The following is a 22,064-nucleotide window of genomic DNA, read 5'->3' as shown; positions in this document are numbered from 1 at the left end:
AAAGCGGTAGTCTAAACGTACAGGTTTAAATCAACAGGCGGTGGGAGAATATTCATCAAAACCACGCCAGGATCAGGGAGAAATTTCATAAACCGCAGGAAGTCCGCCGCAAAATAAGGAATTCAGCGCCCTTTGCGCATTTCCCTACCAACTGGCTGAGCGGGGATTGCCATCATTTATCTCCCAGGACTATGCTAATAGCACCAGCCTCATCAGTCATGCCCTGCGGGTTAAGCGATAAATATAAGGTGTCGTTATGGCCATTGATCCGGAACTATTATATATAGAAATTCTGGAGACTATTCTGTTGGCTACGCTGGATTCTCAATTCTGGAAACCCGCGCTGCAGAAACTGTCGTTACTGACAGGACATCAGTACGCGGCATTGCTTTATTATGACAAAGGTAATGCGCATCTTATGACGGATTCATTACTTTTTGATGAAAAAGTCTTTACGGCCTACCGGGATGTTTTTCTGGCAATCGATCCTGCCGAAAAAATATTGACGGGGTTGCCTGTAGGGCAGATGTACAGAGACAGGGAGTTTTTAGGAGATAAATTTATTGCTAATAGTATTTATTATAATGAATTTCATCACCCTAATGATTTAAATTATCTTACCAGCGTCAAACTAGGTACCGTCAACGGTTATGCCACTTATTTATCGCTGATGACGGCTAATGAAGCGGCCTATCCACAGCCCACGCAATTTGACCTGTTCCGGCGCCTCATCCCCGCGTTAATTACCGCCAGCCAGCTTCATGCCAGATTTGAACACCTTCGTGACACGATTAAATATCAGGGTGCCGTCATGGACAACGGTATTTACCCGGTCTGGCTTGTGGGTCATGCCGGTAAAATCCTTTACGCCAACACCCGGGCCGAAAATTACCACCGCGCGAGCCATAGCGCGATCTGGTCTGTCGGCGCTGACACGCTAAGCCTGAACACAGACAGCAAAAAACTGCGGCATGCCATTGAACAGGCCACCCGGACGGAGGCGCGCCCCCGAGCAGGATTATGCTACACCGCCGGGCGGCAAGCAAAGCCGATCCTGGTCATCCCGTCCCCCAGCATTCCCGGTGCGGCTTGCATTATCATCCCCGAGCCTTTCCTCACCGGCAGCGCATTCATGGAGCTCTTTAATGTCAAACCCGCCGAGAATGCGGTAGCAGAACTGCTGGTCAGAGGGATGACCCCGGATGAATGCGCCCTGCATCTCGGCGTCTCCATCACCACCGTCAGAACCCACCTTAGTGCGCTGTACCGGAAAACGCATACCCGTAATCAATCCGAGCTGCTGCTCATTATCAGGGCTATTCATAGCTAATTTATTTTACCCACTCATTCATTTGAATGAATGTGGATGCCATGACCACCACTATACTGAACCTTATCTGCGGGGACGCGTATCAGTATAACCCCGTGGGTATAAGATGACCCCTTGTTGTAAATAGAAATACCTGCGTATATTAGTTTATCTTCGCATGCCAGGAATAAAATAATTTTATCCTGGCGAGGAGCGCATTTATGTTTTTACTAAAAACACACGCATCAGTAATTGTTTTATTTTTTATTTCCGCCGCCGCTCACGCTAATGAAGCCTCCTGTCAGGCTCAGCAGTCCTGCGGTGAACATATCAACAAATATTTAATTTACCTTGTGTTTTTCATCGTTATCTTTGGTACCTTGCTTTCTATTTTAGTCATCCGCAATTCACTTCCTAAAGCGTGGTCTTTAGCCGATGCGCTTTCTGAAGATGTTGAATTATCCGCTACCGAAGAGGTTAAAGCCACCAGGGACGGCACTGATACCGTGACAAAGAAGCCTCTTTATGACGATGCAGGCAGGCCGCGGCTGGTCAAAGAAATGAAAGCCAGTTCGAGCCGGCTCATTGCGCTAATCGGCATGCTGGTTATTTTGTTTATGTATATTGGCTTCGGCTCGTTATTGCTACTTGACTTTGGCCGCAATGGAAAAATATCCAACCCTGACGCCCTGAGTGAAATCATTAAATTCCTGATAGCCGGAATGACATTATTTGCGCCTTACCTGGTAAATAAAGTCTCTTCTCTCTTTCAGGGCTTAACCTCGAGTAAATAGACCTAAGACACTATCTCAACATTCGTCACCGTCATGAAGGAGAGTTTTATGGATACTATCAACAAGCGTATATTCATCGCGACTCGCTATCCTGTCAGCACGCAGCATGGTCGCCCACCGATAGCGTTTTTAGAACAGTTAGTCGATACTTTAAATGCTTTACCTGATGAGGTTTTTGCTGAAAATAAGCTTCATGATATCTATGCCGTAATGAAAGGGGCTCTCGGGCCTTACACCAGCCTTTTACACCGTAAAGCCGTCATGTGTGAAGTGCTTCGCGTTCAGGCGGGGTTTGAATCAGACTGGCGCTGGGATGCCGGCGTTGATTCCGAAAACGCGCATTCAATGGCTCACATGGAAAGCGAGGAAACCGGGGCGTTTCAGGTGTCATTTGACAGCATCGGCAATGGAAAGGCGGAACTCCTGAGTTTTGCTAAACAGCATGGCATTGATACAGCTGAAAAATTCATTACAAAAATGAAAACAGACCACCCGCTGGCGATAGAGTATTGTGCCCGACTGTTGCGTTTCAGCACCAGCTGGTGCGGTACCATCGTAAACCCCGCGATGGTTATCTCTCACGTGCGACGCGATGCCGTGGAAGAATTCCAGACATTTGTTACGCTACATACGCCTCCTGTGATGTTTGCCGATAGCATCACGCCGCTGAGCGACAAAGAAAAAATGCTCGACGTAGTCAATATTGCCACAACGCCGGATCGTTATGAAAAAGTTCAGGCCATCGCTGCGATTGAGCTTTTCAAATTAGCCCATGAGCAGTGGCCGCATGATGGTTGCGCCCTGAACCTGGCTAACCTGTTACAGGCCGGAGGGATTGCCGTTCCCGATATTACGCAGGCATTAGCTTTGGGTAACTATCTTCGTGATAAACGACAATGGAAAGTCATTTCTGTGGGTGATCAACAGCCCGGCGATGTCGGTTCCACCTGCGGTCCCGTAGCGCACCACGGTTACGATCATATTTATCTGGTGCTGGAATGCGAAGGTAACGACATAATGCTCATTGCCGATAATCAAAAACCAGTCCCTCATCAACGACTAGCCAGTGGAAATGGCAAAACACCCACAACTTTCTTTTTGCGGCCAGTCTGATTCAACCCGGAAAAAACTTACCGCGTACTGAATCCCGTAACAGCAACGCTTTGGGTATTGCACGGGGTCGGATAGCCCGGGCAGGTGTGCGCCACCTCCGGGTATATCCGGCCTGCGTCGCGATAATCCGTTACCTTTTTTGCCGCTGTCGCTGATTATGCTGCTCAAGCTCATACTCAATAAAGGCATCTATCATGGACCGATATACTTTCTCAATAATCACTTCGGGCAACCCTGCCGCAGCCGCTTTTTCGCGAACCCGATCAATAACCTGCTGCACGCGTTCTGGCGCGCGTACGGCTGAGTGGTCTGTTTTAAATGCGGCGGCGGCTTGAACACACGTAGCGCGCTGAGCAATCAGGCTAACCAATTCGCTATCAATCGAATCGATCTGGCTTCTGACATCGGCAAGGCTGGAAAACGTCATCACTTAAACCTCCAAACTAGTACATAGGATCAGCATGATATAATAAATTTCGCCCGATTCCACGCCTGGCGTCTATTCAGGCAGCGTTGGCCAGCTTTTCTTCAAAGCCGATGCCGGCGGCGAGCTGCAGATGTGACCTTTCGTTTTTATCCGCGGACGCGCGTATTTGTTAGTGATAAAGCTTAGCCGGACAGCGGTGGTCGCTGGGTACGCATAGCCGCATACAGCGAGCATAGCTCCTGCAGGCTGTTGGTCCCCATACGCTTCATCAGCCGGGTACGCTGGACGCTGACCGTGGACGGACTGACCCCGCGGATACGGGCAATATCATCCAGAGAATGGCCGCGTAAACTGAGCCTCATGATCTGTTGCTCGGCGTGGGTAAAATTAAACGTATCGGGCAGATAAGCAACGCTTTGGTTCTGGGCCGAAAACAGGCCCATCACTTTTAACGCCTGACGCAGCTCTTCGACCGTCAACCTCTCTGACAAACAGAGCTTTAGCAGGCCCGGAAACAGCCGGTTGATAGCCTCAAAATGGCGCTCAGAGGTGATGAAGATGGCGTAGTGCTCCGGCGGATGGCGAAAGAACAAAGCGTATATCTCCTGGATATCCATCCCGCAAGTGACATACACGCAGTTGCTTAACCCTGCATCCGCGCCATCGTTCAGCTCCTGCAATAGAGTCTCTACGCCAGAAATAAATACACGATCCTTTCCATGAATAGTCATCTTGAAGTCCCGAGGTTACTGTCTTTTATTATCCTTCCATATGGATGCTTTTCTGAGAGTGTTATGTCGTCAGTCTGGCAGATCAATAGCGCAATCTTTTCCGTTTAGCTTTCGTTTAGGTTAAAGGAATCGGAAGCATGGGCTTCAGTTTAACCATTGAAACCGACGGAGTATTTTTTAAGTTTTAACAAATTGAGCGCTTTAAAATATAGGAATACGATTACTGCCAATTCAAAGAAAAGCTTAAATTCACGCATAAAACGGCGTCAAAAAACCAGAAACAAATACATAACACTATGATACGCATGGAAAATATAGAATTAGGATTATCTTTATAAATAACATAAAAAATATTTACCCTCTCTTTTTAATATTCAGATCTCGATCTCAAAACATCATTTCATTTTGTGTAAAAGTTATTTTCAATAAAATTACAAGCAGTGCGAATTAGCCATCAACAGGGAATAAAGAATAATGTGTGGTGAATCCCCCTAAGCGGCGGGGTCAAGCTGAATCGAGGAATACCCTCATCTACGTTTCGTTTTTATTGACGAATCAGGAAGTCAGCGCCTGATTCACCGGGAGGCACCCGGCACCACACCACCCTCTAATAATTTAATGTGTATCGTTCTGCCTGCTTTACGGCAGGTAATTTCTTGTACCTTTGGAAAATATAAAAAGTAGAGGCACTCTATGTTTCGCTCATTATTATTAGTCACGATTCCTTTTATCAGTATTGCTGCCCACGCGGTGACCTTTGATTACCGTCATGAAACCAATGACAAAGCCGGCAATAATCATAAAGACAGACTGTTGATGTCTCACCGTTTTGCTAATGGTTTTGGCTTGTCGCTGGAAGGGAAATGGAAAGGTTCGCAGGATAAAAATAAAGCCTATGATGAAACCGTTAGTAACGGCACCGAAGTGGTGGCGAGCTATGTGCATAAAATAAATAAAACCTTTCAGATTGAGCCTGGCTTCTCTCTGGATACCAGCTCGTCTTCAAATAGCTACCGCCCTTATCTGCGCGGCAAAGCCAACCTGACAGATGACCTCAGCGCCTCACTGCGCTACCGCCCTTACTACAAGCGCAATTCAGGCAATATCGGCACGTCTAAAGACACCTCGGAGAACGGTTATAACCTGACCAGCGTTATTTCCTGGAAATTCCTCAAAGATTATCAGCTGGATTATGAACTGGACTATAAAAAAGCCAACTCCGCAGGGGTTATTTTAGCGGATAACGAAAGCTACGACTGGACCCATGATTTTAAGCTGACCTATAAATTTGATAAAAACTGGTCGCCTTATATGGCAATAGCGAATGTTTCCGGCAGTAAAGCCACCGATGAACGCCAGACGCGTTATCGCGTTGGCGTGAAATACTCCTTCTGATAACTTCCTGTCAGCCAGATAAAAATAAATAAGGGTTTCATTAAACCCTTATTTTCATTAAGAGGAAAATAATGAAGATTGCAAAAATCACCCTGGCATTGGGCGCTCTGAGTCTCTTTTCCCTGAGTGCTGGCGCCCAGGAGAACGCGCGTCTGAGCAGCGTAAAGCAGTTCGCCGAGGTCGTGCTGGATAAAGCGGGGGATCGGTACGGCCATCACTCTCCTCTGCTGGCAAACGGCGTGGATCCTCGCACCGGCAAGCAAATGGAATGGGTTTTTCCGGACGGTAAAGTTACCGTGCTGTCGAACTTCTCCGCCCAGCAAAATTTAATGCGGGTGCTGGTAGGGTTAAGCAACCTGACCGGCGAAGCAAAATATAAGCAGCGGGTCGCGGAGAATATTCGCTACTACTTTGACCACTATCAGGACGCCAGCGGGCTACTGCTGTGGGGAGGCCATCGCTTTGTTGATTTGAAAACGCTGCAGCCTCAAGGCCCGAGCGAAAAGGAGATGGTCCATGAACTTAAGAACGCGTACCCCTATTACGACATGATGTTTGCCGTCGATGACAAGGCCACCGCGCGCTTTATCAAAGCGTTCTGGAATGCCCATGTTTACGACTGGAAAACGCTGGAAACCAGCCGTCACGGGGAGTACGGCAAAGCGATGGGCGCGCTCTGGCAAAATGATTTTGTCCAACAGCCGCCGTTTTTCGCCACCAAAGGCCTGAGCTTTCTCAATGCCGGCAACGACCTTATCTACTCCGCATCGCTGCTCTATAAATACGATGGCGACGCAGGCGCGCTGACGTGGGCGAAGCGTCTGGCCGAACAGTACGTTCTGCCGCGCGATAAGAAGACCGGGCTCGGCGTCTACCAGTTTACCCAAGCGCTAAAACGCGCCGACACTACCGATGATAGCGATACGCACTCGAAATACGGCGACCGCGCGCAGCGTCAGTTTGGTCCCGAACTGGGGCCCGATGCGCTGGAAGGCAATATGCTGCTGAAGGGCCGGACCAGCACCCTCTACTCAGAAAATGCGCTGATGCAGCTTGCCCTGGCTAAATCGCTGGGCACCGCCGGCGACGATCTCAAAAAATGGACCCTTGATGGCCTCAAGGCCTTCGCGACCTACGCTTACGATGAGCAGAACAATACCTTCCGCCCTCTGCTGGCCAACGGCACGGACCTCTCCGGCTACGCGTTAAAACGCGATGGCTATTATGGGAAAAAAGGCACGGTGCTGAAAGCCTATCCGGCGGGAAATGAATTTCTTCTCTCCTATGCCCGCGCCTGGACGCTTGAACCGGATCGTGCCATCTGGAAAGTCGCGCGAGGTATCGCCAAAGGCCAGGGACTGGGCGATATTGGCGAACCCGGCGGCGCGAACCGCAGGCTGAATAACCAAACGGAGAATCATCAGCCGTATGCGATTTTCGCGCTTATCGACCTGTGGCAGGCCACCGGGCAGCAGGACTATTTGACGCTGGCGGATCGTATCGGCGCTAACATCATCAACAAGCAGCGCATCAACGGCTTTTTTGTCGATAACCCTGAGGCCGAATATGCCAGTATCGATAGTATCGCCCCCTATGCGCTTCTCGCCCTGGAAGCCGCCTTCCGCAATACGCCGGACGCGGTGGCGCCGTTCCTGAACGGCGCGGGATTCACGGAGGGTGCTTATCGGATAGCTGACGGGACGGTTCGCTACTCCACCCGCGATGACGAGCTGTTCCGCCTTAAACCCGGCGAACAGCTCAAACCGAACGGCAAAAAATAAAACGGTCCCCCACAGCCACCGGTGTGGGACCGTACCGCGCCGGACCGCCCGGCGCTTACTTTCCGGCATCCAGCGCCGACACCGCGCGCGAATAGGCGTCTATCGCCAGCGCCACATCATCGGCGGTGACCGACTCGGCGGGATGATGGCTGATGCCGCCTTTGCAGCGGACAAACAGCATCGCTGACGGCCAGCGTTCGGCAATGGCGATGGCGTCATGCCCGGCGCCGCTCGGCAGCGTTAGCGAACGCCCCTGCACCGCCTGCACCGCCTCGCTCAATACCTGCTGCAATCCGCTATCGCAGGCGGTAGCGGCAATCCGGTAAAACTCTTCGGCGCTGAACCGCAGCTGGCGACGAGCGGCAATGGCCTGCGCCTCCGTCAGCAGCGTATCCAGCAGCGCATCCAGCGGCTGGTCTTTCGGCCCGCGAATGTCGAGGGTCAGCGCGACTTCGCCGGGAATGACGTTAACCGCGCCGGGCGCGCAGCGCAGCGTCCCCACCGTGGCGACCAGGTTTCCGCCCTGTTCGCGGGTCAGCGTCTCTATCAGCACCATCCACTCGGCGGCGGCGGCCAGCGCATCTTTCCGATGGCTCATCGGCACGGTCCCGGCGTGTCCCGCCTCGCCGGTAAAGCGGCAGTTCAGACGACGCGCGCCGTTAATCGCTTCCACTACGCCTAAGGCCAGTCCTTCCTGCTCCAGGCACGGCCCCTGCTCGATATGCAGTTCCAGATACGCGGCGATCTCCTCCTGGCTGCGGGCGGCCAGGTGAACGCGCGCCGGATCCAGCCCGGCCAGCACCATCGCCTGCGCCACGCTGACGCCATCGGCATCGGTCTGCGCCAGCCAGCTCTCGGGCCAGGTGCCGGTCAGCCCGCGGCTGCCGAGCAGCGTAATACCGAAACGCGTCCCTTCTTCATCGCTAAAGCCGACAATCTCGATCGCCTTTTTCAGCCTACGCCCCTGTCGATGCAGGCTGTCCACCACCTCGATCGCCGTCAGGACGCCGAGCATACCGTCATAGCGTCCGGCGTTACGCACCGTATCAAGGTGCGAACCCAGCAGGATGGCGGGCGCTCCCTCCTGCTCTCCCTCGTAGCGCCCGCATATATTGCCGACGCTGTCCTGCCAGACGGTCATCCCGGCCTGGGTCATCCACAGCGCCGCCCGCTGGTTGGCCGCAAGATGCTGAGGAGAGAGATAAACCCGGGTCAGGGCGTCCGGCGTTTCGCTGATCGCCGCCAGCTCGTCGGCGCGGGCCATCACCCGGGCCGCGGCCTGCTGCATATCCGCCTGCTGGCGTTGTGTTTGACTCATTGCGCGCGCTCGCTGCGATAGTGGTCCCACGCGGCCTGCATCGCGGCGCCCTGGGTGGTCGGGAATTTGAGATAGTTCAGCACCGACTCCAGGGCGCTGAGCGTAGTCATCACGCAATCTTTCCGCGCGTTATAGCCCATGGTGCCGATCCGCCATACCTTGCCGTGCAGCGGGCCAAACGAGGTGCCGATTTCAATGCCGAAATCTTCCAGCATCAGCTTGCGCGCCTGGTCGCCGTTGATGCCCTGCGGGATGACGACGCCAAGCACGTTGTTCATCTTGTGTTTCAGGTCGCCGAAGGTCTCCAGCCCCATCGCCTGGATGCCTTTAACCAGCGCATCGCCGTGCAGCTTATGCCGGGCAATGCCGTAATCCAGGCCTTCCTGGAGGATCAGGCGGGCGCATTCGCGGGCGCCGAACAGCGCGGTAGTGGCCTCGGTATGGTGGTTAAGGCGCTCCGGCCCCCAGTAGTCCATCACCATGCCGAGATCGAAGTAGTTGGAGTAGATCATCTCCTCGTCGCCGTCGCGGTGGGCATCGGTGCGGATCCCCTCTTCCACGCATTTGCGGCGGCGAATCGCCTCTTCCATGCGCGCGCTGAGGGTAATCGGCGAGGTGCCGGACGGGCCGCCAAGGCATTTTTGCATCCCGGCCGAGACCGCATCCAGTCCCCAGACGTCGGTTTCCAGCGGGTTGCCGCCCAGCGAGGCGGTGGCGTCGGTGTAAAACAGCGCGTCGTAGCGGCGGCAGATCTCCCCCAGCTCCGCCAGCGGCTGCAGCATGGTGGTCGAGGTATCGCCCTGCACCGTCAGCAGCAGGCGCGGACGAATACGTTTGACGGCATCCTCCACCTGGTCCGGGGTGAACACTTCGCCCCACGGCACTTCAATGGTATGCACTTCCGCCCGGCAGCGGCGGGCGATTTCGCACAGCAGATGGCCGAAGCGGCCAAATACCGGTACCAGCACCTTGTCGCCCGGCCGAATAGCCGAAACCAGGATCGCCTCAATCCCGGCCCTTGAGGTTCCGTCCACCAGCATCGTCCAGCGGTTTTCGGTACGAAATACGCCGCGGTACAGCGCCATCACTTCGTTCATATAGTGGGTCATCGCCGGGTCGTACTGGCCGATAAGCTGGCTCGACATGGCGCGCAGCACGCGCGGGTCGGCGTTAATCGGGCCGGGCCCCATCAGCAGGCGCGACGGCGGGTTGAGTTGCGAAAACTGGGTGATATCCATCTTTAAGTCCTTATTGATTGAGGCCGCGCACGGATGAAATAAACTGCTTCAGTTCGCTGGTCTGCGGGTTGGCGAACAGCGTTTTGCTGTCGCCCTGCTCCCAGACGCGTCCCTGATGCATAAACACGACGCGGTCGCCCACTTCGCGGGCAAAATTCATTTCATGGGTCACGAGAATCAGCGTCATGCCCTCCGCCGCCAGCTGCTCCAGCACCTTGAGCACTTCGCCCACCAGCTCCGGATCCAGCGCCGAGGTGATCTCGTCACAGAGTAAAACTTTTGGCGACATCGCCAGCGCGCGGGCAATCGCCACGCGCTGCTGCTGGCCGCCGGAGAGACTCGACGGGTAGTAATCGAGCCGGTCGCCCAATCCGACCTTTTCCAGCATCCGCTGGGCCAGTTCACGGCACTCGGCGGCGCTCTTCTTCAGCACCCGACGCGGCGCCAGCATCACGTTTTCCAGCGCCGTCATATGCGGGAACAGGTTAAAGTTCTGGAACACCATGCCGATAGAGCGGCTGATCTCACGCGCCTGCGAGTCGCGGTCGGTAATGGTCATCCCGCCGAGCTTAATGCTGCCTTCCTGATAGCCTTCCAGCCCGTTGATGCAGCGCAGCAGCGTGCTCTTGCCGGACCCGCTGCGGCCGATAATCGAGATAACTTCGCCCATATCGATATCCAGATCGACGCCCTTGAGCACGTGGTTATCGCCGTAATACTTCTGCATCTGATTAATGGTGATGAGAGGCATTGAATTTGTTCTCCAGATAACGGCTGTAGCGGGACAGCGGATAACACAGAATGAAGTAGCCCAGCGCCACCAGCGCAAAGACTTTAAACGGCTGATAGGTGACGTTGGTCAGCATGGTGCCCGCTTTGGTCAGCTCGACGAAGCCGATAATCGACGCCAGCGCCGTGCCCTTGATCACCTGCACGGCAAAGCCGACCGTCGGGGCGATGGCGATCCGCAGCGCCTGCGGCGCGACGACGCGATACAGCGTCTGGCCAAAGCTCAGCCCCAGACAGCGCGACGCTTCCCACTGCCCTTTTGGCAGGGCGCGAATGCTGCCGAACCAGATATCGAGCAAAAAGGCGCTGGTGTACAGCGTCAGCGCCAGCGAGGCCGCGGTCCACGCCGAAACGTCGATGCCGAACAGCGCCACGCCGAAAAAGGCGAGAAACAGCTGCATCAGCAGCGGCGTCCCCTGGAACAGTTCGATATAGCCGCGGATCAGGCGTTTTACCTGGCGCCCGCCGGTCATGCGCAGCAGCAGGAGCGGCAGCGTCACCAGCGCGCCGCCGAGAAACGCCACCAGCGACAGCAGCACCGTCCAGCGCCCGGCCAGCAGCAGATTGCGGACAATGTCCCAATCGGTAAAGGTGGTCATCATGCCTGTACCCCCAGCCATTTACGTCCCGCCGCCAGCAGCAGCTGGCGCATCGTTATCGACAACGCTAAATAAATCCCCGTCGTCACCAGATAGACCTCAAAGCTGAGGAAGGTGCGCGACTGAATCAGGTTGGCGGCGAAGGTCAGCTCTTCATAAGAGACCTGCGACACCACCGACGAACCGAGCATGACGATGATGCACTGGCTCACCAGCGCCGGATAAATGCGCTGTAGCGCGGGCGGCAGAATGACCTGAATGAAGGTCTGCGTCCGGGTCAGCCCGAGCACGCGCCCCGCCTCCCACTGCCCTTTCGGCGTCACCTGAATACCGGCACGTACGATCTCGGTACTGTAGGCCCCGAGGTTCACCACCATCGCCAGCAGCGCGGCCTCGCCCGCCGTCATCTTCAGCCCCAGGTTCGGTAAGCCGAAGACGATAAAAAACAGCTGTACCACAAACGGCGTGTTGCGAATCAGTTCGACATACCCGCCCCATATCCGGCTGAACCACGTCGGACGCCCGCTGCGAACGGCGGCGCCGAAAATGCCAATCGTCAGGCCGCCTATCGTCGCCAGTACGGTCAGCTGAATGGTCACCCACAGCCCCGCCAGCAGCTCCGGCCAGTGCGGCCAGAGCTCAGAGAAATGAAGTTGCTCCGTCATGCCCGAACCTTAGGCGCCGAGGCTGGCAGGCAGCGGCGCTTTCAGCCACTTCTCAGACAGCCCGTTGAGGGTGCCGTCTTTCACCCCCTGCTCAATCAGCGCATCCACTTTCGCCTTCAGGGCCGGTTCATTTTTCTTCAGGCCGATAAAGCACGGCGAGTCTTTCAGCATAAAGCTCGGCACCGGGGCTTTGTCAGCGTTCTGCCGGGAGATGGCCGCCACCACCAGGTTTCCGGTAGCGACGTACTGCACCTGGCCGGAAAGATACGCCGACAGCGTGGTGTTGTTGTCTTCGTAGCGCTTAATCTGCGCCTCTTTCGGCGCCACGCTGGTCAGCACCATATCTTCCACCGCGCCGCGGGTCACGCCAACGCTTTTACCACTCAGCGCCGCCGGGTCTTTCAGCTCTGCGCCCTTCGGACCAAATACGCCGAGGAAGAACGGCGCGTAGGCGCGGCTGAAATCGATCACCTTCTCGCGCTCGGCGTTTTTACCGAGGCTGGAAATCACCAGGTCCACCTTATCGGTTTGCAGATAAGGCACGCGGTTGGCGCTGGTGACCGGCACCAGCTGCAGCTTGAGCTTCATCTGTTTGGCGAGGTAGCGCGCCATATCGATGTCGTAGCCCTGCGGCTGAAGGTCGGTCCCCACCGAGCCAAACGGCGGGAAATCCTGCGGCACCGCAATGCGGATCGTGCCGCGCTTTTCAATATCCTGGAGCTGGTCAGCCTTCGCCGCCGAGAGGTTGGTTAACAGACAAGCGGCCCCGGCCAGTGCGATCAACAGTTTCTTCATGGTGTTTACCCGTTACGTTAGCATGAAACAAAAGATTCTTTAAAGTCACTTTTGCAACTAATGTGCCAGATAAATCGCCGCGCATCGGGTGAGTCCGCCGTTTGGCTAAGCGAAGGTAAAACAAGGGAAAGTGAGGAATTAAGAGGAAACGACCGCGCGTTTCCCCATTATTTTGTCGCACCAAAATCATGCAAGGCACCACGCTGGCGCCCCATTATCGTTGTTCCAGCTCGTCCAGCTGCTGATAGAGGGTGGCAATATCGTGAATACGCGGGCGGCCTTTATCGAGAATTTCGTGCAGAAACGCGTTCGACAGTAGATTGATCAGGCTATTGACCGACGCGTAGCTATCGTAGGCCGATACGCTATCCAGCGGCGCGCAAAGCCGCCAGCGCGCCAGCGGAAACAGGCCGTGGGCCTGCGGCTCGCACATCAGCAGCGCCGGAATACCGCTGCTCTGTAGCTGCTGCAGCAGCGGGCGAATAATGCGCGGGCGGCGGCGAAACGCCATCACCACCACCAGATCGTCAGCGGTTAAATCCACCAGCTCCTCGCTTAAGCTTTGTCCCGGCTGCGGCAGCACCAGCACCTGCCCGCGCGCCTGAAGAAGCTGCTGGCGCAGATGCAGCGCCGCCGGATAAGCATTGCGCATGCCGATAATCACAATACGCCGGGCGCTTACCAGCGCCTGAATCGCCTCGGCGAACTGCTGGACATCAAGGGCGTTAACCCACTGGGTCAGGTTGGCGATCTCCTGTTTATAGTGGCGCGCCAGCAGCGTGTTGCCCTGCACCGCATCGCGATTATCGGTCAGCGGCATTCCGCTCTGGCGCAGGGTGCGCAGCTCATCGCGCATATCTTTATATTTCTCATAGCCCAGGCGCTTGAACAGACGGCTGACCGTGGCTTTCGATACCCCGCTAAGCTGCGCCAGCTCTGCGCTGTTGTAGCTAATCAGGTCATCAAAATGATCGAAAATAAAATCCGCCACCCGCTGTTCCTGCGGCGATAAAGACGGGTACTGCTCTTTTAGTCGTTCATCAAGCTGTTGCATAAGACCTCTGTAACTTTCGTTTCACCGCACTATACCGCTAACGCCTTTCATAATGCATGCCAGTTCGGCAAAAAACGCCCATCGCCAGCAGCGATTGAAACTTTGCGTTCAGACATGGAACAGCTTTTGCAACCCTCTGGCGACGATTCGGTTAATTGAGGACACCCCATGCAAAGTCATGTTGCCGCCCACGGGATGGCGGTCGCGCCCCATCATCTGGCCAGCCAGAGCGCGCTGGCGGTTCTGCGCGAAGGCGGAAGCGCGATAGAAGCGATGGTCGCCGCCGCCGCCGCCATCGCCGTGGTTTACCCGCATATGAACGGCCTCGGCGGCGATGGCTTCTGGCTTATCGTGCCGCCCGAAGGCGACCCCATTGCCATTGACGCCAGCGGCGCGGCGGGCTCGCTGGCGACGCCGCAGGCCTACGCCGGCCTGGCGCAGATCCCCCACCGGGGCCCGCAGGCGGCCCTCACCGTAGCGGGCACCGTCAGCGGCTGGGACGAAGCGCTGAAGGTTTCGCGCGAGTTAAGCGGAAGATCGCTGCCGCTGTCGCGGCTGCTGGAAGATGCCATCGGCTACGCCGCGAGCGGCATCCCGGTTACCGCCTCGCAGGCCAGCGCCACCGCCGGGAAATTCAGCGAACTGCGCGACCAGCCCGGCTTCGCCGAAACCTTTCTGGTGGACGGCCAGCCGCCGAAGGCCGGGAGCCGCTTTTTGCAGCCGGCGCTGGCGAACACTCTGCGCCGGTTAAGCGAGGAAGGATTGGACAGCTTCTATCGCGGGCCGCTGGCGGAGCATCTGGCCCGCGGTATGGGACAGTATGGACTGCCCGTGACCCTCAGCGATCTGCAGCAGCATCGCGCCCGCCGCCCGCTGCCGCTCAGGCTTGAGCATCAGCACGGGGAACTGTGGAACCTCGCGCCGCCGACCCAGGGGCTGGTTTCGCTGGCAATCCTCGGCATCACCGACCGGCTGGCGATGGCCGACGCCGACGATGCGATGACCGTCCACCGCATCGTTGAGGCGACCAAGCTGGCTTTCGGCCTGCGCGACGCGCATATCACCGATCCGCGCCACCTTGATGTCGATATCCAGAGCCTGCTGGCGGCGGCGGCGCTACAGCCGCTAGCGGATAACATCGACGACCAGCAGGCTGCCCCGTGGGGCGCGGGCAAAGGCCCTGGCGATACCGTATGGATGGGGGTTATCGATAAAAGCGGACTGGCGGTCTCCTTTATTCAAAGCCTTTATCACGAATTCGGCAGCGGCGTGGTGCTGCCGGAGAGCGGAATTGTCTGGCAGAACCGCGGGGCCTCTTTCAGCCTCGACCCGAGCCACCTGCTGGCGCTGGCGCCCGGCAAACAGCCGTTTCACACCCTCAACCCCGCCGCAGCAAGGCTGAACGATGGCCGGGTGATGGTGTACGGTTCGATGGGCGGCGACGGTCAGCCGCAAACCCAGGCCGCTATTTTCACCCGCTACGTGCTGCAAAACGCGCCGCTGCAGGAGAGCATCACCCGGCCGCGCTGGCTGCTGGGACGCACATGGGGGCAAACCTCCGACTCGCTCAAGCTCGAAGGCCGCTTCAGCGCCGAATGCGTTGCCCGCCTGCGTCAACTGGGGCATGACGTTGAAGTGCTAGCCGATTTCAGCGAAGCCATGGGCCACGCCGGGGCGATCGTTCGCCACCCCAACGGTCTGTTCGAGGGGGCCAGCGATCCGCGCAGCAACGGCTCCGCCGCCGGATATTAGGAGCTGATGATGAACACACCGCACAACGAATGGGACGCTTACCTCACGCAAATGGAACAGCTGTTGGCGCTGGAGCTGGACGATGCGCGGCGCGCAGAGCTCCGGGTGCAGTTTAGCCGCATTGCCGCCATGGCCGGGCCGCTGCTGGCCTTTCCCCTCGACGAGCGCGTCGAAATCGCCGGAGTTTATAAAGCATGAAGCTGCCTGAAATGACGATTCACGACATCCAGCGCGCGCTGGCCAGCGGCGAACTCAGCGCCAAAGAGATCGCCCGCCACACCCTGGAGAACATCGCGCGGGTTAACCCGCAGATCAACGCCTGGACCCACATCAGCGAAAAACGCATGCTCGCTGAGGCGGAAAATATCGATACCCTGCGGCGGGAAAAAAAGCCTCTGCCCGCGCTGGCAGGCGTTCCCTATGCGGTGAAAAATCTTTTCGATGTCGCCGGACACACGACCCTTGCCGGGGCGCAGCTGCTGGGCGATCGCCCCGCCGCCGTTGCCGATAGCTGGGCGGTGCGCCAGCTGCTCAGCGCGGGCGCGCTGCTCTCCGGGATGCTGAATATGGATGCCTACGCCTACGGGTTTACCACCGAAAACAGCCATTACGGGGCGACGCGTAACCCGCACGATCTCTCGCGGATCGCCGGGGGTTCCTCGGGCGGGTCGGCGGCGGCGGTGGCCGCCGGGCTGGTGCATTTTTCGCTGGGGAGCGACACCAACGGCTCCATTCGCGTCCCGGCATCGCTGTGCGGGATCTTCGGCCTCAAGCCGACCTTTGGCCGCTTATCGCGTTCCGGCAGCCATCCTTTCGTCGCCAGCCTCGACCATATCGGTCCGTTTGCCCGCTGCGTCAGCGACCTTTCCGCAGTTTACGATGCCCTGCAGGGCCGCGATCCGGGCGATGGTTTTCAGGCCGACAAGGCCAGCGAGCGCACGGCGAATCTGCTGTCGCGCGGTCTCGAAGGCCTGCGCTGCGCCACGCTCGGCGGTTATTTTACGACATGGTGCGATAACGACGCCCGCGCGGCCGTCGCTCGCGTCGCCGGGGCGCTGGCGGCACATGAGGAGCTGATCTTCCCGGAGGCGGAGCTGGCCCGCTCGGCGGCGTTTATTATCAGCGCCGCCGAGGGCGGCAACCAGTACCTGCCCGCGCTGCGTAGCCAGGCCGAACGTTTTGAGCCGAACTCACGCGAGCGCCTGCTGGCGGGCGCGATGATCCCGTCGGCCTGGTATCTTCAGGCCCAGCGCTTCCGCCGCCACGCACAGCAGGCGTTTAAAGCCCTGTTCGCCCATGCGGATGTGCTTATCGCCCCGGCCACGCCGTGCAGCGCGACGCTCATCGGCGCGCAGAACATGGAGATCAACGGCCAGCCGCTGCCGATCCGCGCCAGTATGGGGATGCTGACTCAGCCCATCTCCTTCCTTGGCCTGCCGGTGGTCACCGTGCCGCTGCGCACGGCGAGCGGGCAGCCGATCGGCCTGCAGCTGATTGCCGCGCCTTTTAATGAACAAGCCTGTCTGCGGGTCGCGCGGGCGCTGGAAGAGACGGGCGTGACCGACGCCCGCCCGGTGGAGATAGCAGCATGATGACGCAAGAGCATATTAATCGCCCGCGGATCCTCGCCGAGGTGACAGCGGCGTTTTACCGCTATGAGGAAGCGCTGGTCAGCAATAATATCGCGGTGCTGGATGAGCTGTTCTGGCACGATAAGCGCACGGTGCGGCTGGGGGCCGGGGAAAATCTCTACGGTATCGACGAAATCCGCGCCTTTCGCGCCGCCCGTCCCACCGCCGGATTAGCGCGCGAGCTGCGGCACACCGCCATCACCACCTTCGGCGAGGATTACGCGGTGTGCAGCACCGAATTCACCCGCGAAGGCAGCGAACGCATTGGCCGACAGCAGCAAACCTGGGTGCGCTTCCCCTTCGGCTGGCGCATCGTCGCCGCCCAGGTGAGTTTAATGAGTTAAGGGAATCCCCCGGGTTGCGCTGCGCTTACCCGGGCTACGGGTCCATCGCCGTCTGCGGGCCGGTTGCCCGGACAGATGCGCAGCATCGCCTCCGGGAATGTGCCAGATCTGAAATGCTCTGCGGTTTGCTTCCCCGGTGGCGCTTCCCTGACCGGGCTACGGGTTAACTCGCGCCTGCAGGCCAGTAGCCCGGGTAAGCCGCTTGCGGCGCGACCCGGGGAACGACTTTACCCACCAAACGGATGAACCTCGCGCCAGTGGTCGGCGATCTGCTGACGGGTGCAGACCCAGACCCGGTCGTGCTGCTGCACATAATCGAGGAAACGCTGCAGCGCGCGAAAGCGGCCCGGACGCCCCAGCAGGCGGCAGTGCATACCGATGGACATCATCTTCGGCGCGCTGGCCCCCTCTTCATACAGCACATCAAAGCTGTCTTTCAGATAGATGTAAAACTGCTCGGCGGTATTAAACCCCTGGGCGGTGGCGAAGCGCATATCGTTGGCATCGAGGGTATAAGGCACGATCAGGTGCGGCCTACGCGTCCCGTCGCCGCAGGCCACCTCGCTCCAGAACGGCAGGTCGTCGCCATAATAGTCGCTGTCGTAATCAAAACCGCCGTGCTCCACCACCAGCTGGCGAGTATTGGGGCTGTCGCGCCCGGTGTACCAGCCGGTGGGCGGCTTGCCAAACAGATCGGTTAACACCTGCACCGCTTTATGAAGATGCTCCCGCTCCTGCTCAATGGACATATTCTGGTAATGGATCCAGCGCCAGCCGTGGCTGACCACGTCATAGTTCGCCGTCTTAATCGCCTCGACCACCTCGGGATGCCGCGCCAGCGCCATGGCAACGCCGAACACGGTCAGCGGCAGTCCCCGCTTGCTGAACTCATTATGGATGCGCCAGAAACCGGCGCGGCTGCCGTACTCATACAAGGAGTCCATCGACATATGCCGGTCAGGGTAGCTGGCGGCGCCGATAATATCGGACAGAAACTGTTCAGAACCGGCATCGCCGTGCAGCACGTGGTTTTCCGAGCCCTCTTCGTAGTTCAGCACAAACTGCACGGCGATGCGCGCGTTGTTCGGCCACCGCGCATGCGGCGGCTGTCCGCCGTAGCCGCGCAGGTCGCGCGGGTAATCGTCTGCCAAAAATGCCATCTGCCACCTCTTTCATTCAAAACGGGGTTAATGCCTGAAATTTGCCGCTCAACGCCTTGTTTTCGGGAAAAGCTAAATCGCCGTGCTTGCTGGTCGACAGGCCTAACGCCACCAGCGACTCAACCATTTTGACCGCCGCGCTGACGCCGTCGATCACCGGCACGCGCAGCTCGCGGGTCAGCTCCTGGGCCAGCGTCGCCATCCCGCCGCAGCCCAGTACGATGGCCCCGCAGCCGTCCTCTTTTAGCGCCTGAATACAGCGCGCACGCACCTTCTCCTGCGCCACACCGCTGCCGTCCTCCAGCGCCAGCACCGGTAAATCAATGGCGTGCAGGGCTGCGCAGTGGTCATGAAAACCATACTGGTGCAGCAGATGACGGGCGATGATCAGGGTGCGCGGCAGCGTGGTCACGATGGAGAAACGGGTGGCCACCAGCGTCGCCATATGCATCGCCGCTTCGGCAATGCCCACCACCGGCCCCTGCGCCAGCTCGCGCGCCGCCAGCAGCCCGGGGTCGCCAAAACAGGCGATCACGTGCCCGTCTACCCCCTGTTGGCGACCGGCTTTGATCTGCTCCAGCACGCCCACGGCGGCGATGGCTTCATCAAAGTGGCCCTCTATCGATGGGACGCCTTCGCGGGGGCAGACCGCCAGAATCTCGGTTCCCGGCGCGGCGACCGCCCGCGCGGCGGCGCCGATGGTTTCCGTCATTGCCAGGCTGGTGTTGGGATTGATCACTTGTATACAAACAGCGGCCATTACGGCTCCTTATAACCGGCAAACAGCCGGGCAAAATCGGGCAGGGTCACGCCAGAACGCTCAAAGCAAAGGCTGGCGACAATATGTTCAAAATGGTGGCTTAACGCATCGCTCAGCGGCTGCAGCGCCTTGTCGCGCAGCAGCTGGACAAGCCGTTCGTGATCGTCGCAGCGGCAGCCCTGACGCCACGGCGATCCCCACGCCGCGATAACTAATGAAGAGCGCTGGCTCAGGCGGGTCACCATCTCGGTGAGCACCTGATTGCCGGAGATCGCCTGCAGCTGAATATGAAACTCGGCGGAGTAGCGGATCGCCGCCGGGCCGTCATAGCGTTCATGGGCCTGCTGCTCCTGACGGATAATGGCCTCCAGCGCCGCCAGATGCGGCGGCTGACAGCGGGCCAGCACATCCGGCAGGTTGGCGACCTCCAGCAGCGCGCGGGTGCGGAAGATCTCTTGCGCCTCTTCGACCGTCGGGCTGGCGACCTGTGCACCACGTTTGGGCGTCAGGGCGACCATTTGCACAGTCGCGAGTCGTTGCAGCACCTTTCTGATCCCGGTGCGGCTTACGCCGAACACCTCCGCCAGCGCCTCCTCCGGCAGTTTGCTCCCCGGCGGCAGCTGATGCTCGACGATCGCGGTCATCAGCGCCTGATAGATGGATTCGTCTTTATCCTGCAGTTCTGGCGCGGCCTGCAGACGATGTTGGTTGCTCATTCACCACTCCGGTTTTACTTTTTGATATCGGATCGTATACATAAAATTTAATTATTGCATACAAAAATAACTACTTTGGCCTAAATCCTGCAACAGCCTCAGCAATCCATTTAAACGGGTGTTCATTTACAGGAGCAGGTTTCATGCCAAATCAACAAAATACACATCAGGTTAAGGCCGCTGATCCCCACGCTGGATACAGCCCACGGCTTTGCAATGAGGATCTGGCGCCGACGCGCGACCAGAACTGGAGCTGGTACAACATCTTTTCTTTCTGGATGTCGGACGTGCACAGCATGGGGGGCTACGTGGTGGCGGCGAGCTTCTTTACCCTTGGTCTGGCGAGCTGGCAGGTGCTGCTGTGCCTGCTGGTGGGGATTTGCATCGTTCAGCTGTGCGCCAACCTGGTGGCGAAGCCCAGCCAGATGGCGGGGGTGCCCTACGCGGTCATTTGTCGTCAGGCGTTTGGCGTCTTTGGCGCCAATATTCCGGCGGTGATCCGCGGGCTTATCGCCTTCGCATGGTACGGCATTCAGACCTATCTCGCCGCCAACGCGCTGATGCTGGTGCTGCTGAAGTTCTGGCCCTCGCTATCAACGCTCACCGCCTCCAGCTTCCTTGGCCTGTCGCATCTGGGCTGGCTCTGCTTCGCCACCATGTGGCTGCTGCAGGCGATGGTGTTCTGGCACGGAATGAACGCCATCAAGCGCTTTATTGATATCGCTGGCCCGGCGGTCTACGTGGTGATGCTGGCGCTGGCGGGCTGGATTGTATACAAGACCGGTTTTGACGGGATCTCCTTTACCCTCGCCAGTAAGTCTCTGAGCGCCGGGGAGCAAACCTGGCAGATGATCACCGCCACCGCGCTGGTGGTCTCCTACTTCTCCGGCCCGCTGCTCAACTTTGGCGATTTCTCGCGCTACGGCAAAAGCATGGGCGAAATCCGCCGCGGCAACCGCTGGGGACTGCCGTTTAACTTCCTGCTGTTCTCCATCGTGACCGTGGTGATTGTCTCCGGAACGCAGTCGCTGTTTGGCCGCATGATCACCGACCCGATTGAGACCGTGAGCCGCGTGGGCAACGACCTGGCGGTCGCCATTGGCCTGTTGACCATGATCACCGCCACCATCGGGATTAATATCGTGGCCAACTTTGTCTCCCCGGCGTTCGATTTCTCTAACTGCTCGCCGCAGAAAATCAGCTTCCGCACCGGCGGGATGATTGCCGCCGTGGGGTCGATTCTGCTGACGCCGTGGAACCTGTTTAACTCGCCGGAGCTTATCCACTACACCCTTGATGTGCTGGGGGCGTTTATCGGCCCGCTGTTCGGCATCCTGATTGTGGATTTTTACATCATTAAGCGCGGTAAAGTTTCCGTCAACGACCTGTTTGACGACACGCCAAAAGGCCAGTACTGGTACCGCAACGGCTTTAACCCGAAAGCGATCGCCGCCCTGATACCCTCCGTCGCTATTGGCCTGGTCATCAGCTTTATTCCGGCCCTGCACGAAGTGGCCAACTTTAGCTGGTTTATTGGCGTCTTCCTGAGCGGCGCGGCCTACCGCTGGATTGCCCGCGACGAGCGCGTCGGCGCGACGGCCGGTTTCAGCGCCCTCGCCCAGAAAGAGTAACCCCGCATCCCCGCCGCGGCGTCACGTCGCGGCGGCTCTCCGTCTGCGCAAACTGGCATTAA

Annotated in this window: 21 protein-coding genes and 1 pseudogene; 10 read left to right on the top strand and 12 right to left on the bottom strand. The window is 58.0% G+C overall.

Translation table 11 applies throughout. The features are described 5' to 3' along the window. Positions 1-256: 256 nt before the first annotated feature. The 3 genes from BWI76_RS10630 (at position 257) to BWI76_RS10620 (ending at position 3,216) form a co-directional block, all read left to right on the top strand. Positions 257-1,330, top strand: coding sequence for a helix-turn-helix transcriptional regulator (locus BWI76_RS10630; protein ID WP_004871369.1), 1,074 nt, complete (start codon positions 257-259; stop codon positions 1,328-1,330). 200 nt (positions 1,331-1,530) lie between these two features. Next, positions 1,531-2,103 carry a hypothetical protein gene (locus tag BWI76_RS10625; protein WP_024359591.1) on the top strand — a complete coding sequence of 191 codons (573 nt, stop codon included), beginning with the start codon at positions 1,531-1,533 and terminating at the stop codon, positions 2,101-2,103. Positions 2,104-2,151: 48 nt separating this feature from the next. Next, positions 2,152-3,216 (top strand): hypothetical protein, encoded by a 1,065-nt coding sequence (locus BWI76_RS10620; RefSeq protein WP_004871377.1) that lies wholly within the window; start codon positions 2,152-2,154, stop codon positions 3,214-3,216. Positions 3,217-3,346: 130 nt separating this feature from the next. Here BWI76_RS10620 and BWI76_RS10615 read toward each other — a convergent pair whose 3' ends face one another. Together BWI76_RS10615 and BWI76_RS10610 are read right to left on the bottom strand one after the other, a co-directional pair. Continuing rightward, positions 3,347-3,643, bottom strand: a complete 297-nt coding sequence (locus BWI76_RS10615; RefSeq protein ID WP_004871378.1) for a chorismate mutase — start codon at positions 3,641-3,643, stop codon at positions 3,347-3,349. 182 nt (positions 3,644-3,825) lie between these two features. Continuing rightward, positions 3,826-4,374: a helix-turn-helix transcriptional regulator gene (locus BWI76_RS10610; RefSeq protein WP_024359593.1), complete on the bottom strand. Its 549-nt coding sequence runs from the start codon at positions 4,372-4,374 to the stop codon at positions 3,826-3,828. 693 nt (positions 4,375-5,067) lie between these two features. Here BWI76_RS10610 and BWI76_RS10605 point away from each other — a divergent pair. Next, positions 5,068-5,769: an oligogalacturonate-specific porin KdgM family protein gene (locus BWI76_RS10605; protein ID WP_004871401.1), complete on the top strand. Its 702-nt coding sequence runs from the start codon at positions 5,068-5,070 to the stop codon at positions 5,767-5,769. 71 nt (positions 5,770-5,840) lie between these two features. Further along, complete coding sequence (locus BWI76_RS10600; protein ID WP_064371672.1) at positions 5,841-7,550, top strand: pectate lyase; 1,710 nt, start codon at positions 5,841-5,843, stop codon at positions 7,548-7,550. A gap of 55 nt (positions 7,551-7,605) precedes the next feature. Here BWI76_RS10600 and hpxK read toward each other — a convergent pair whose 3' ends face one another. The 7 genes from hpxK to hpxU all read right to left on the bottom strand — a co-directional run bounded on the left by hpxK (position 7,606) and on the right by hpxU (position 14,008). Beyond that, a complete protein-coding gene (gene hpxK, locus BWI76_RS10595; RefSeq protein WP_064371671.1) occupies positions 7,606-8,868 on the bottom strand; it encodes an allantoate amidohydrolase in 1,263 nt (420 codons plus the stop codon). Continuing rightward, the gene (locus BWI76_RS10590) at positions 8,865-10,106 is read right to left on the bottom strand and encodes a pyridoxal-phosphate-dependent aminotransferase family protein (protein WP_004871408.1); all 1,242 of its coding nucleotides are present in this window, start codon (positions 10,104-10,106) and stop codon (positions 8,865-8,867) included. The genes hpxK and BWI76_RS10590 overlap by 4 nt, the downstream gene beginning before the upstream one ends. Before the next feature lie 10 nt (positions 10,107-10,116). After that, entirely contained in the window at positions 10,117-10,857 is a 741-nt protein-coding gene (locus BWI76_RS10585) for an amino acid ABC transporter ATP-binding protein (RefSeq protein ID WP_004131222.1), read from the bottom strand. Next, positions 10,838-11,494: an amino acid ABC transporter permease gene (locus BWI76_RS10580; protein WP_004871411.1), complete on the bottom strand. Its 657-nt coding sequence runs from the start codon at positions 11,492-11,494 to the stop codon at positions 10,838-10,840. The genes BWI76_RS10585 and BWI76_RS10580 overlap by 20 nt, the downstream gene beginning before the upstream one ends. Then, positions 11,494-12,159, bottom strand: a complete 666-nt coding sequence (locus tag BWI76_RS10575) for an amino acid ABC transporter permease (protein WP_004871413.1) — start codon at positions 12,157-12,159, stop codon at positions 11,494-11,496. Before BWI76_RS10575 ends, BWI76_RS10580 begins: the two co-directional genes overlap by 1 nt. Before the next feature lie 9 nt (positions 12,160-12,168). Then, positions 12,169-12,954, bottom strand: a complete 786-nt coding sequence (locus BWI76_RS10570) for a transporter substrate-binding domain-containing protein (RefSeq protein ID WP_004871415.1) — start codon at positions 12,952-12,954, stop codon at positions 12,169-12,171. Positions 12,955-13,168: 214 nt separating this feature from the next. Then, positions 13,169-14,008: a MurR/RpiR family transcriptional regulator HpxU gene (hpxU, locus tag BWI76_RS10565; protein ID WP_004871416.1), complete on the bottom strand. Its 840-nt coding sequence runs from the start codon at positions 14,006-14,008 to the stop codon at positions 13,169-13,171. Between the two features lie 168 nt (positions 14,009-14,176). On the opposite strand from hpxU, the gene hpxW reads away from it, so the two are divergent. From hpxW to hpxZ, 4 genes are read left to right on the top strand one after another with little or no spacing between them, the layout of a single operon-like run. Beyond that, positions 14,177-15,760: an oxamate amidohydrolase gene (hpxW, locus tag BWI76_RS10560; protein ID WP_024359596.1), complete on the top strand. Its 1,584-nt coding sequence runs from the start codon at positions 14,177-14,179 to the stop codon at positions 15,758-15,760. 9 nt (positions 15,761-15,769) lie between these two features. Further along, a complete protein-coding gene (gene hpxX, locus BWI76_RS10555; protein ID WP_004871419.1) occupies positions 15,770-15,958 on the top strand; it encodes an oxalurate catabolism protein HpxX in 189 nt (62 codons plus the stop codon). After that, positions 15,955-17,352, top strand: coding sequence for an AtzE family amidohydrolase (locus tag BWI76_RS10550; protein WP_004871421.1), 1,398 nt, complete (start codon positions 15,955-15,957; stop codon positions 17,350-17,352). The genes hpxX and BWI76_RS10550 overlap by 4 nt, the downstream gene beginning before the upstream one ends. Then, a complete protein-coding gene (gene hpxZ, locus BWI76_RS10545; RefSeq protein WP_024359597.1) occupies positions 17,349-17,735 on the top strand; it encodes an oxalurate catabolism protein HpxZ in 387 nt (128 codons plus the stop codon). Before BWI76_RS10550 ends, hpxZ begins: the two co-directional genes overlap by 4 nt. A gap of 227 nt (positions 17,736-17,962) precedes the next feature. Here the strand turns inward: hpxZ and puuE are convergent, their stop codons facing one another. From puuE to BWI76_RS10530, 3 genes and pseudogenes are all read right to left on the bottom strand, one after another. Beyond that, the gene (gene puuE, locus BWI76_RS10540; protein ID WP_024359598.1) at positions 17,963-18,895 is read right to left on the bottom strand and encodes an allantoinase PuuE; all 933 of its coding nucleotides are present in this window, start codon (positions 18,893-18,895) and stop codon (positions 17,963-17,965) included. A 40-nt stretch (positions 18,896-18,935) separates the two neighbouring features. Further along, positions 18,936-19,655: pseudogene (gene hpxA, locus BWI76_RS10535) on the bottom strand (allantoin racemase); the annotation flags it as partial. Continuing rightward, positions 19,655-20,371 carry a GntR family transcriptional regulator gene (locus tag BWI76_RS10530; protein WP_004871433.1) on the bottom strand — a complete coding sequence of 239 codons (717 nt, stop codon included), beginning with the start codon at positions 20,369-20,371 and terminating at the stop codon, positions 19,655-19,657. The pseudogene hpxA and the gene BWI76_RS10530, both read right to left, overlap by 1 nt. Positions 20,372-20,514: 143 nt before the next feature. Between BWI76_RS10530 and BWI76_RS10525 the strand changes: the two genes are divergently transcribed. Then, positions 20,515-22,002, top strand: a complete 1,488-nt coding sequence (locus tag BWI76_RS10525; protein ID WP_004871435.1) for an NCS1 family nucleobase:cation symporter-1 — start codon at positions 20,515-20,517, stop codon at positions 22,000-22,002. The last annotated feature ends 62 nt before the right edge of the window (positions 22,003-22,064 follow it).

This window comes from Klebsiella sp. M5al (assembly GCF_002090195.1).
GTDB classification, from domain to species: domain Bacteria; phylum Pseudomonadota; class Gammaproteobacteria; order Enterobacterales; family Enterobacteriaceae; genus Klebsiella; species Klebsiella grimontii.
This window is presented reverse-complemented; position numbering and strand designations above follow the sequence as displayed.

What these genes read in the sequence shown, in the direction of transcription:
- BWI76_RS10630 (WP_004871369.1), top strand. Translation starts at nt 257, where the DNA reads ATGGCCATTGATCCGGAACTATTATATATAGAAATTCTGGAGACTATT.
- BWI76_RS10625 (WP_024359591.1), top strand. Translation starts at nt 1,531, where the DNA reads ATGTTTTTACTAAAAACACACGCATCAGTAATTGTTTTATTTTTTATT.
- BWI76_RS10620 (WP_004871377.1), top strand. Translation starts at nt 2,152, where the DNA reads ATGGATACTATCAACAAGCGTATATTCATCGCGACTCGCTATCCTGTC.
- BWI76_RS10615 (WP_004871378.1), bottom strand. Translation starts at nt 3,643, where the DNA reads ATGACGTTTTCCAGCCTTGCCGATGTCAGAAGCCAGATCGATTCGATT.
- BWI76_RS10610 (WP_024359593.1), bottom strand. Translation starts at nt 4,374, where the DNA reads ATGACTATTCATGGAAAGGATCGTGTATTTATTTCTGGCGTAGAGACT.
- BWI76_RS10605 (WP_004871401.1), top strand. Translation starts at nt 5,068, where the DNA reads ATGTTTCGCTCATTATTATTAGTCACGATTCCTTTTATCAGTATTGCT.
- BWI76_RS10600 (WP_064371672.1), top strand. Translation starts at nt 5,841, where the DNA reads ATGAAGATTGCAAAAATCACCCTGGCATTGGGCGCTCTGAGTCTCTTT.
- hpxK (WP_064371671.1), bottom strand. Translation starts at nt 8,868, where the DNA reads ATGAGTCAAACACAACGCCAGCAGGCGGATATGCAGCAGGCCGCGGCC.
- BWI76_RS10590 (WP_004871408.1), bottom strand. Translation starts at nt 10,106, where the DNA reads ATGGATATCACCCAGTTTTCGCAACTCAACCCGCCGTCGCGCCTGCTG.
- BWI76_RS10585 (WP_004131222.1), bottom strand. Translation starts at nt 10,857, where the DNA reads ATGCCTCTCATCACCATTAATCAGATGCAGAAGTATTACGGCGATAAC.
- BWI76_RS10580 (WP_004871411.1), bottom strand. Translation starts at nt 11,494, where the DNA reads ATGACCACCTTTACCGATTGGGACATTGTCCGCAATCTGCTGCTGGCC.
- BWI76_RS10575 (WP_004871413.1), bottom strand. Translation starts at nt 12,159, where the DNA reads ATGACGGAGCAACTTCATTTCTCTGAGCTCTGGCCGCACTGGCCGGAG.
- BWI76_RS10570 (WP_004871415.1), bottom strand. Translation starts at nt 12,954, where the DNA reads ATGAAGAAACTGTTGATCGCACTGGCCGGGGCCGCTTGTCTGTTAACC.
- hpxU (WP_004871416.1), bottom strand. Translation starts at nt 14,008, where the DNA reads ATGCAACAGCTTGATGAACGACTAAAAGAGCAGTACCCGTCTTTATCG.
- hpxW (WP_024359596.1), top strand. Translation starts at nt 14,177, where the DNA reads ATGCAAAGTCATGTTGCCGCCCACGGGATGGCGGTCGCGCCCCATCAT.
- hpxX (WP_004871419.1), top strand. Translation starts at nt 15,770, where the DNA reads ATGAACACACCGCACAACGAATGGGACGCTTACCTCACGCAAATGGAA.
- BWI76_RS10550 (WP_004871421.1), top strand. Translation starts at nt 15,955, where the DNA reads ATGAAGCTGCCTGAAATGACGATTCACGACATCCAGCGCGCGCTGGCC.
- hpxZ (WP_024359597.1), top strand. Translation starts at nt 17,349, where the DNA reads ATGATGACGCAAGAGCATATTAATCGCCCGCGGATCCTCGCCGAGGTG.
- puuE (WP_024359598.1), bottom strand. Translation starts at nt 18,895, where the DNA reads ATGGCATTTTTGGCAGACGATTACCCGCGCGACCTGCGCGGCTACGGC.
- BWI76_RS10530 (WP_004871433.1), bottom strand. Translation starts at nt 20,371, where the DNA reads ATGAGCAACCAACATCGTCTGCAGGCCGCGCCAGAACTGCAGGATAAA.
- BWI76_RS10525 (WP_004871435.1), top strand. Translation starts at nt 20,515, where the DNA reads ATGCCAAATCAACAAAATACACATCAGGTTAAGGCCGCTGATCCCCAC.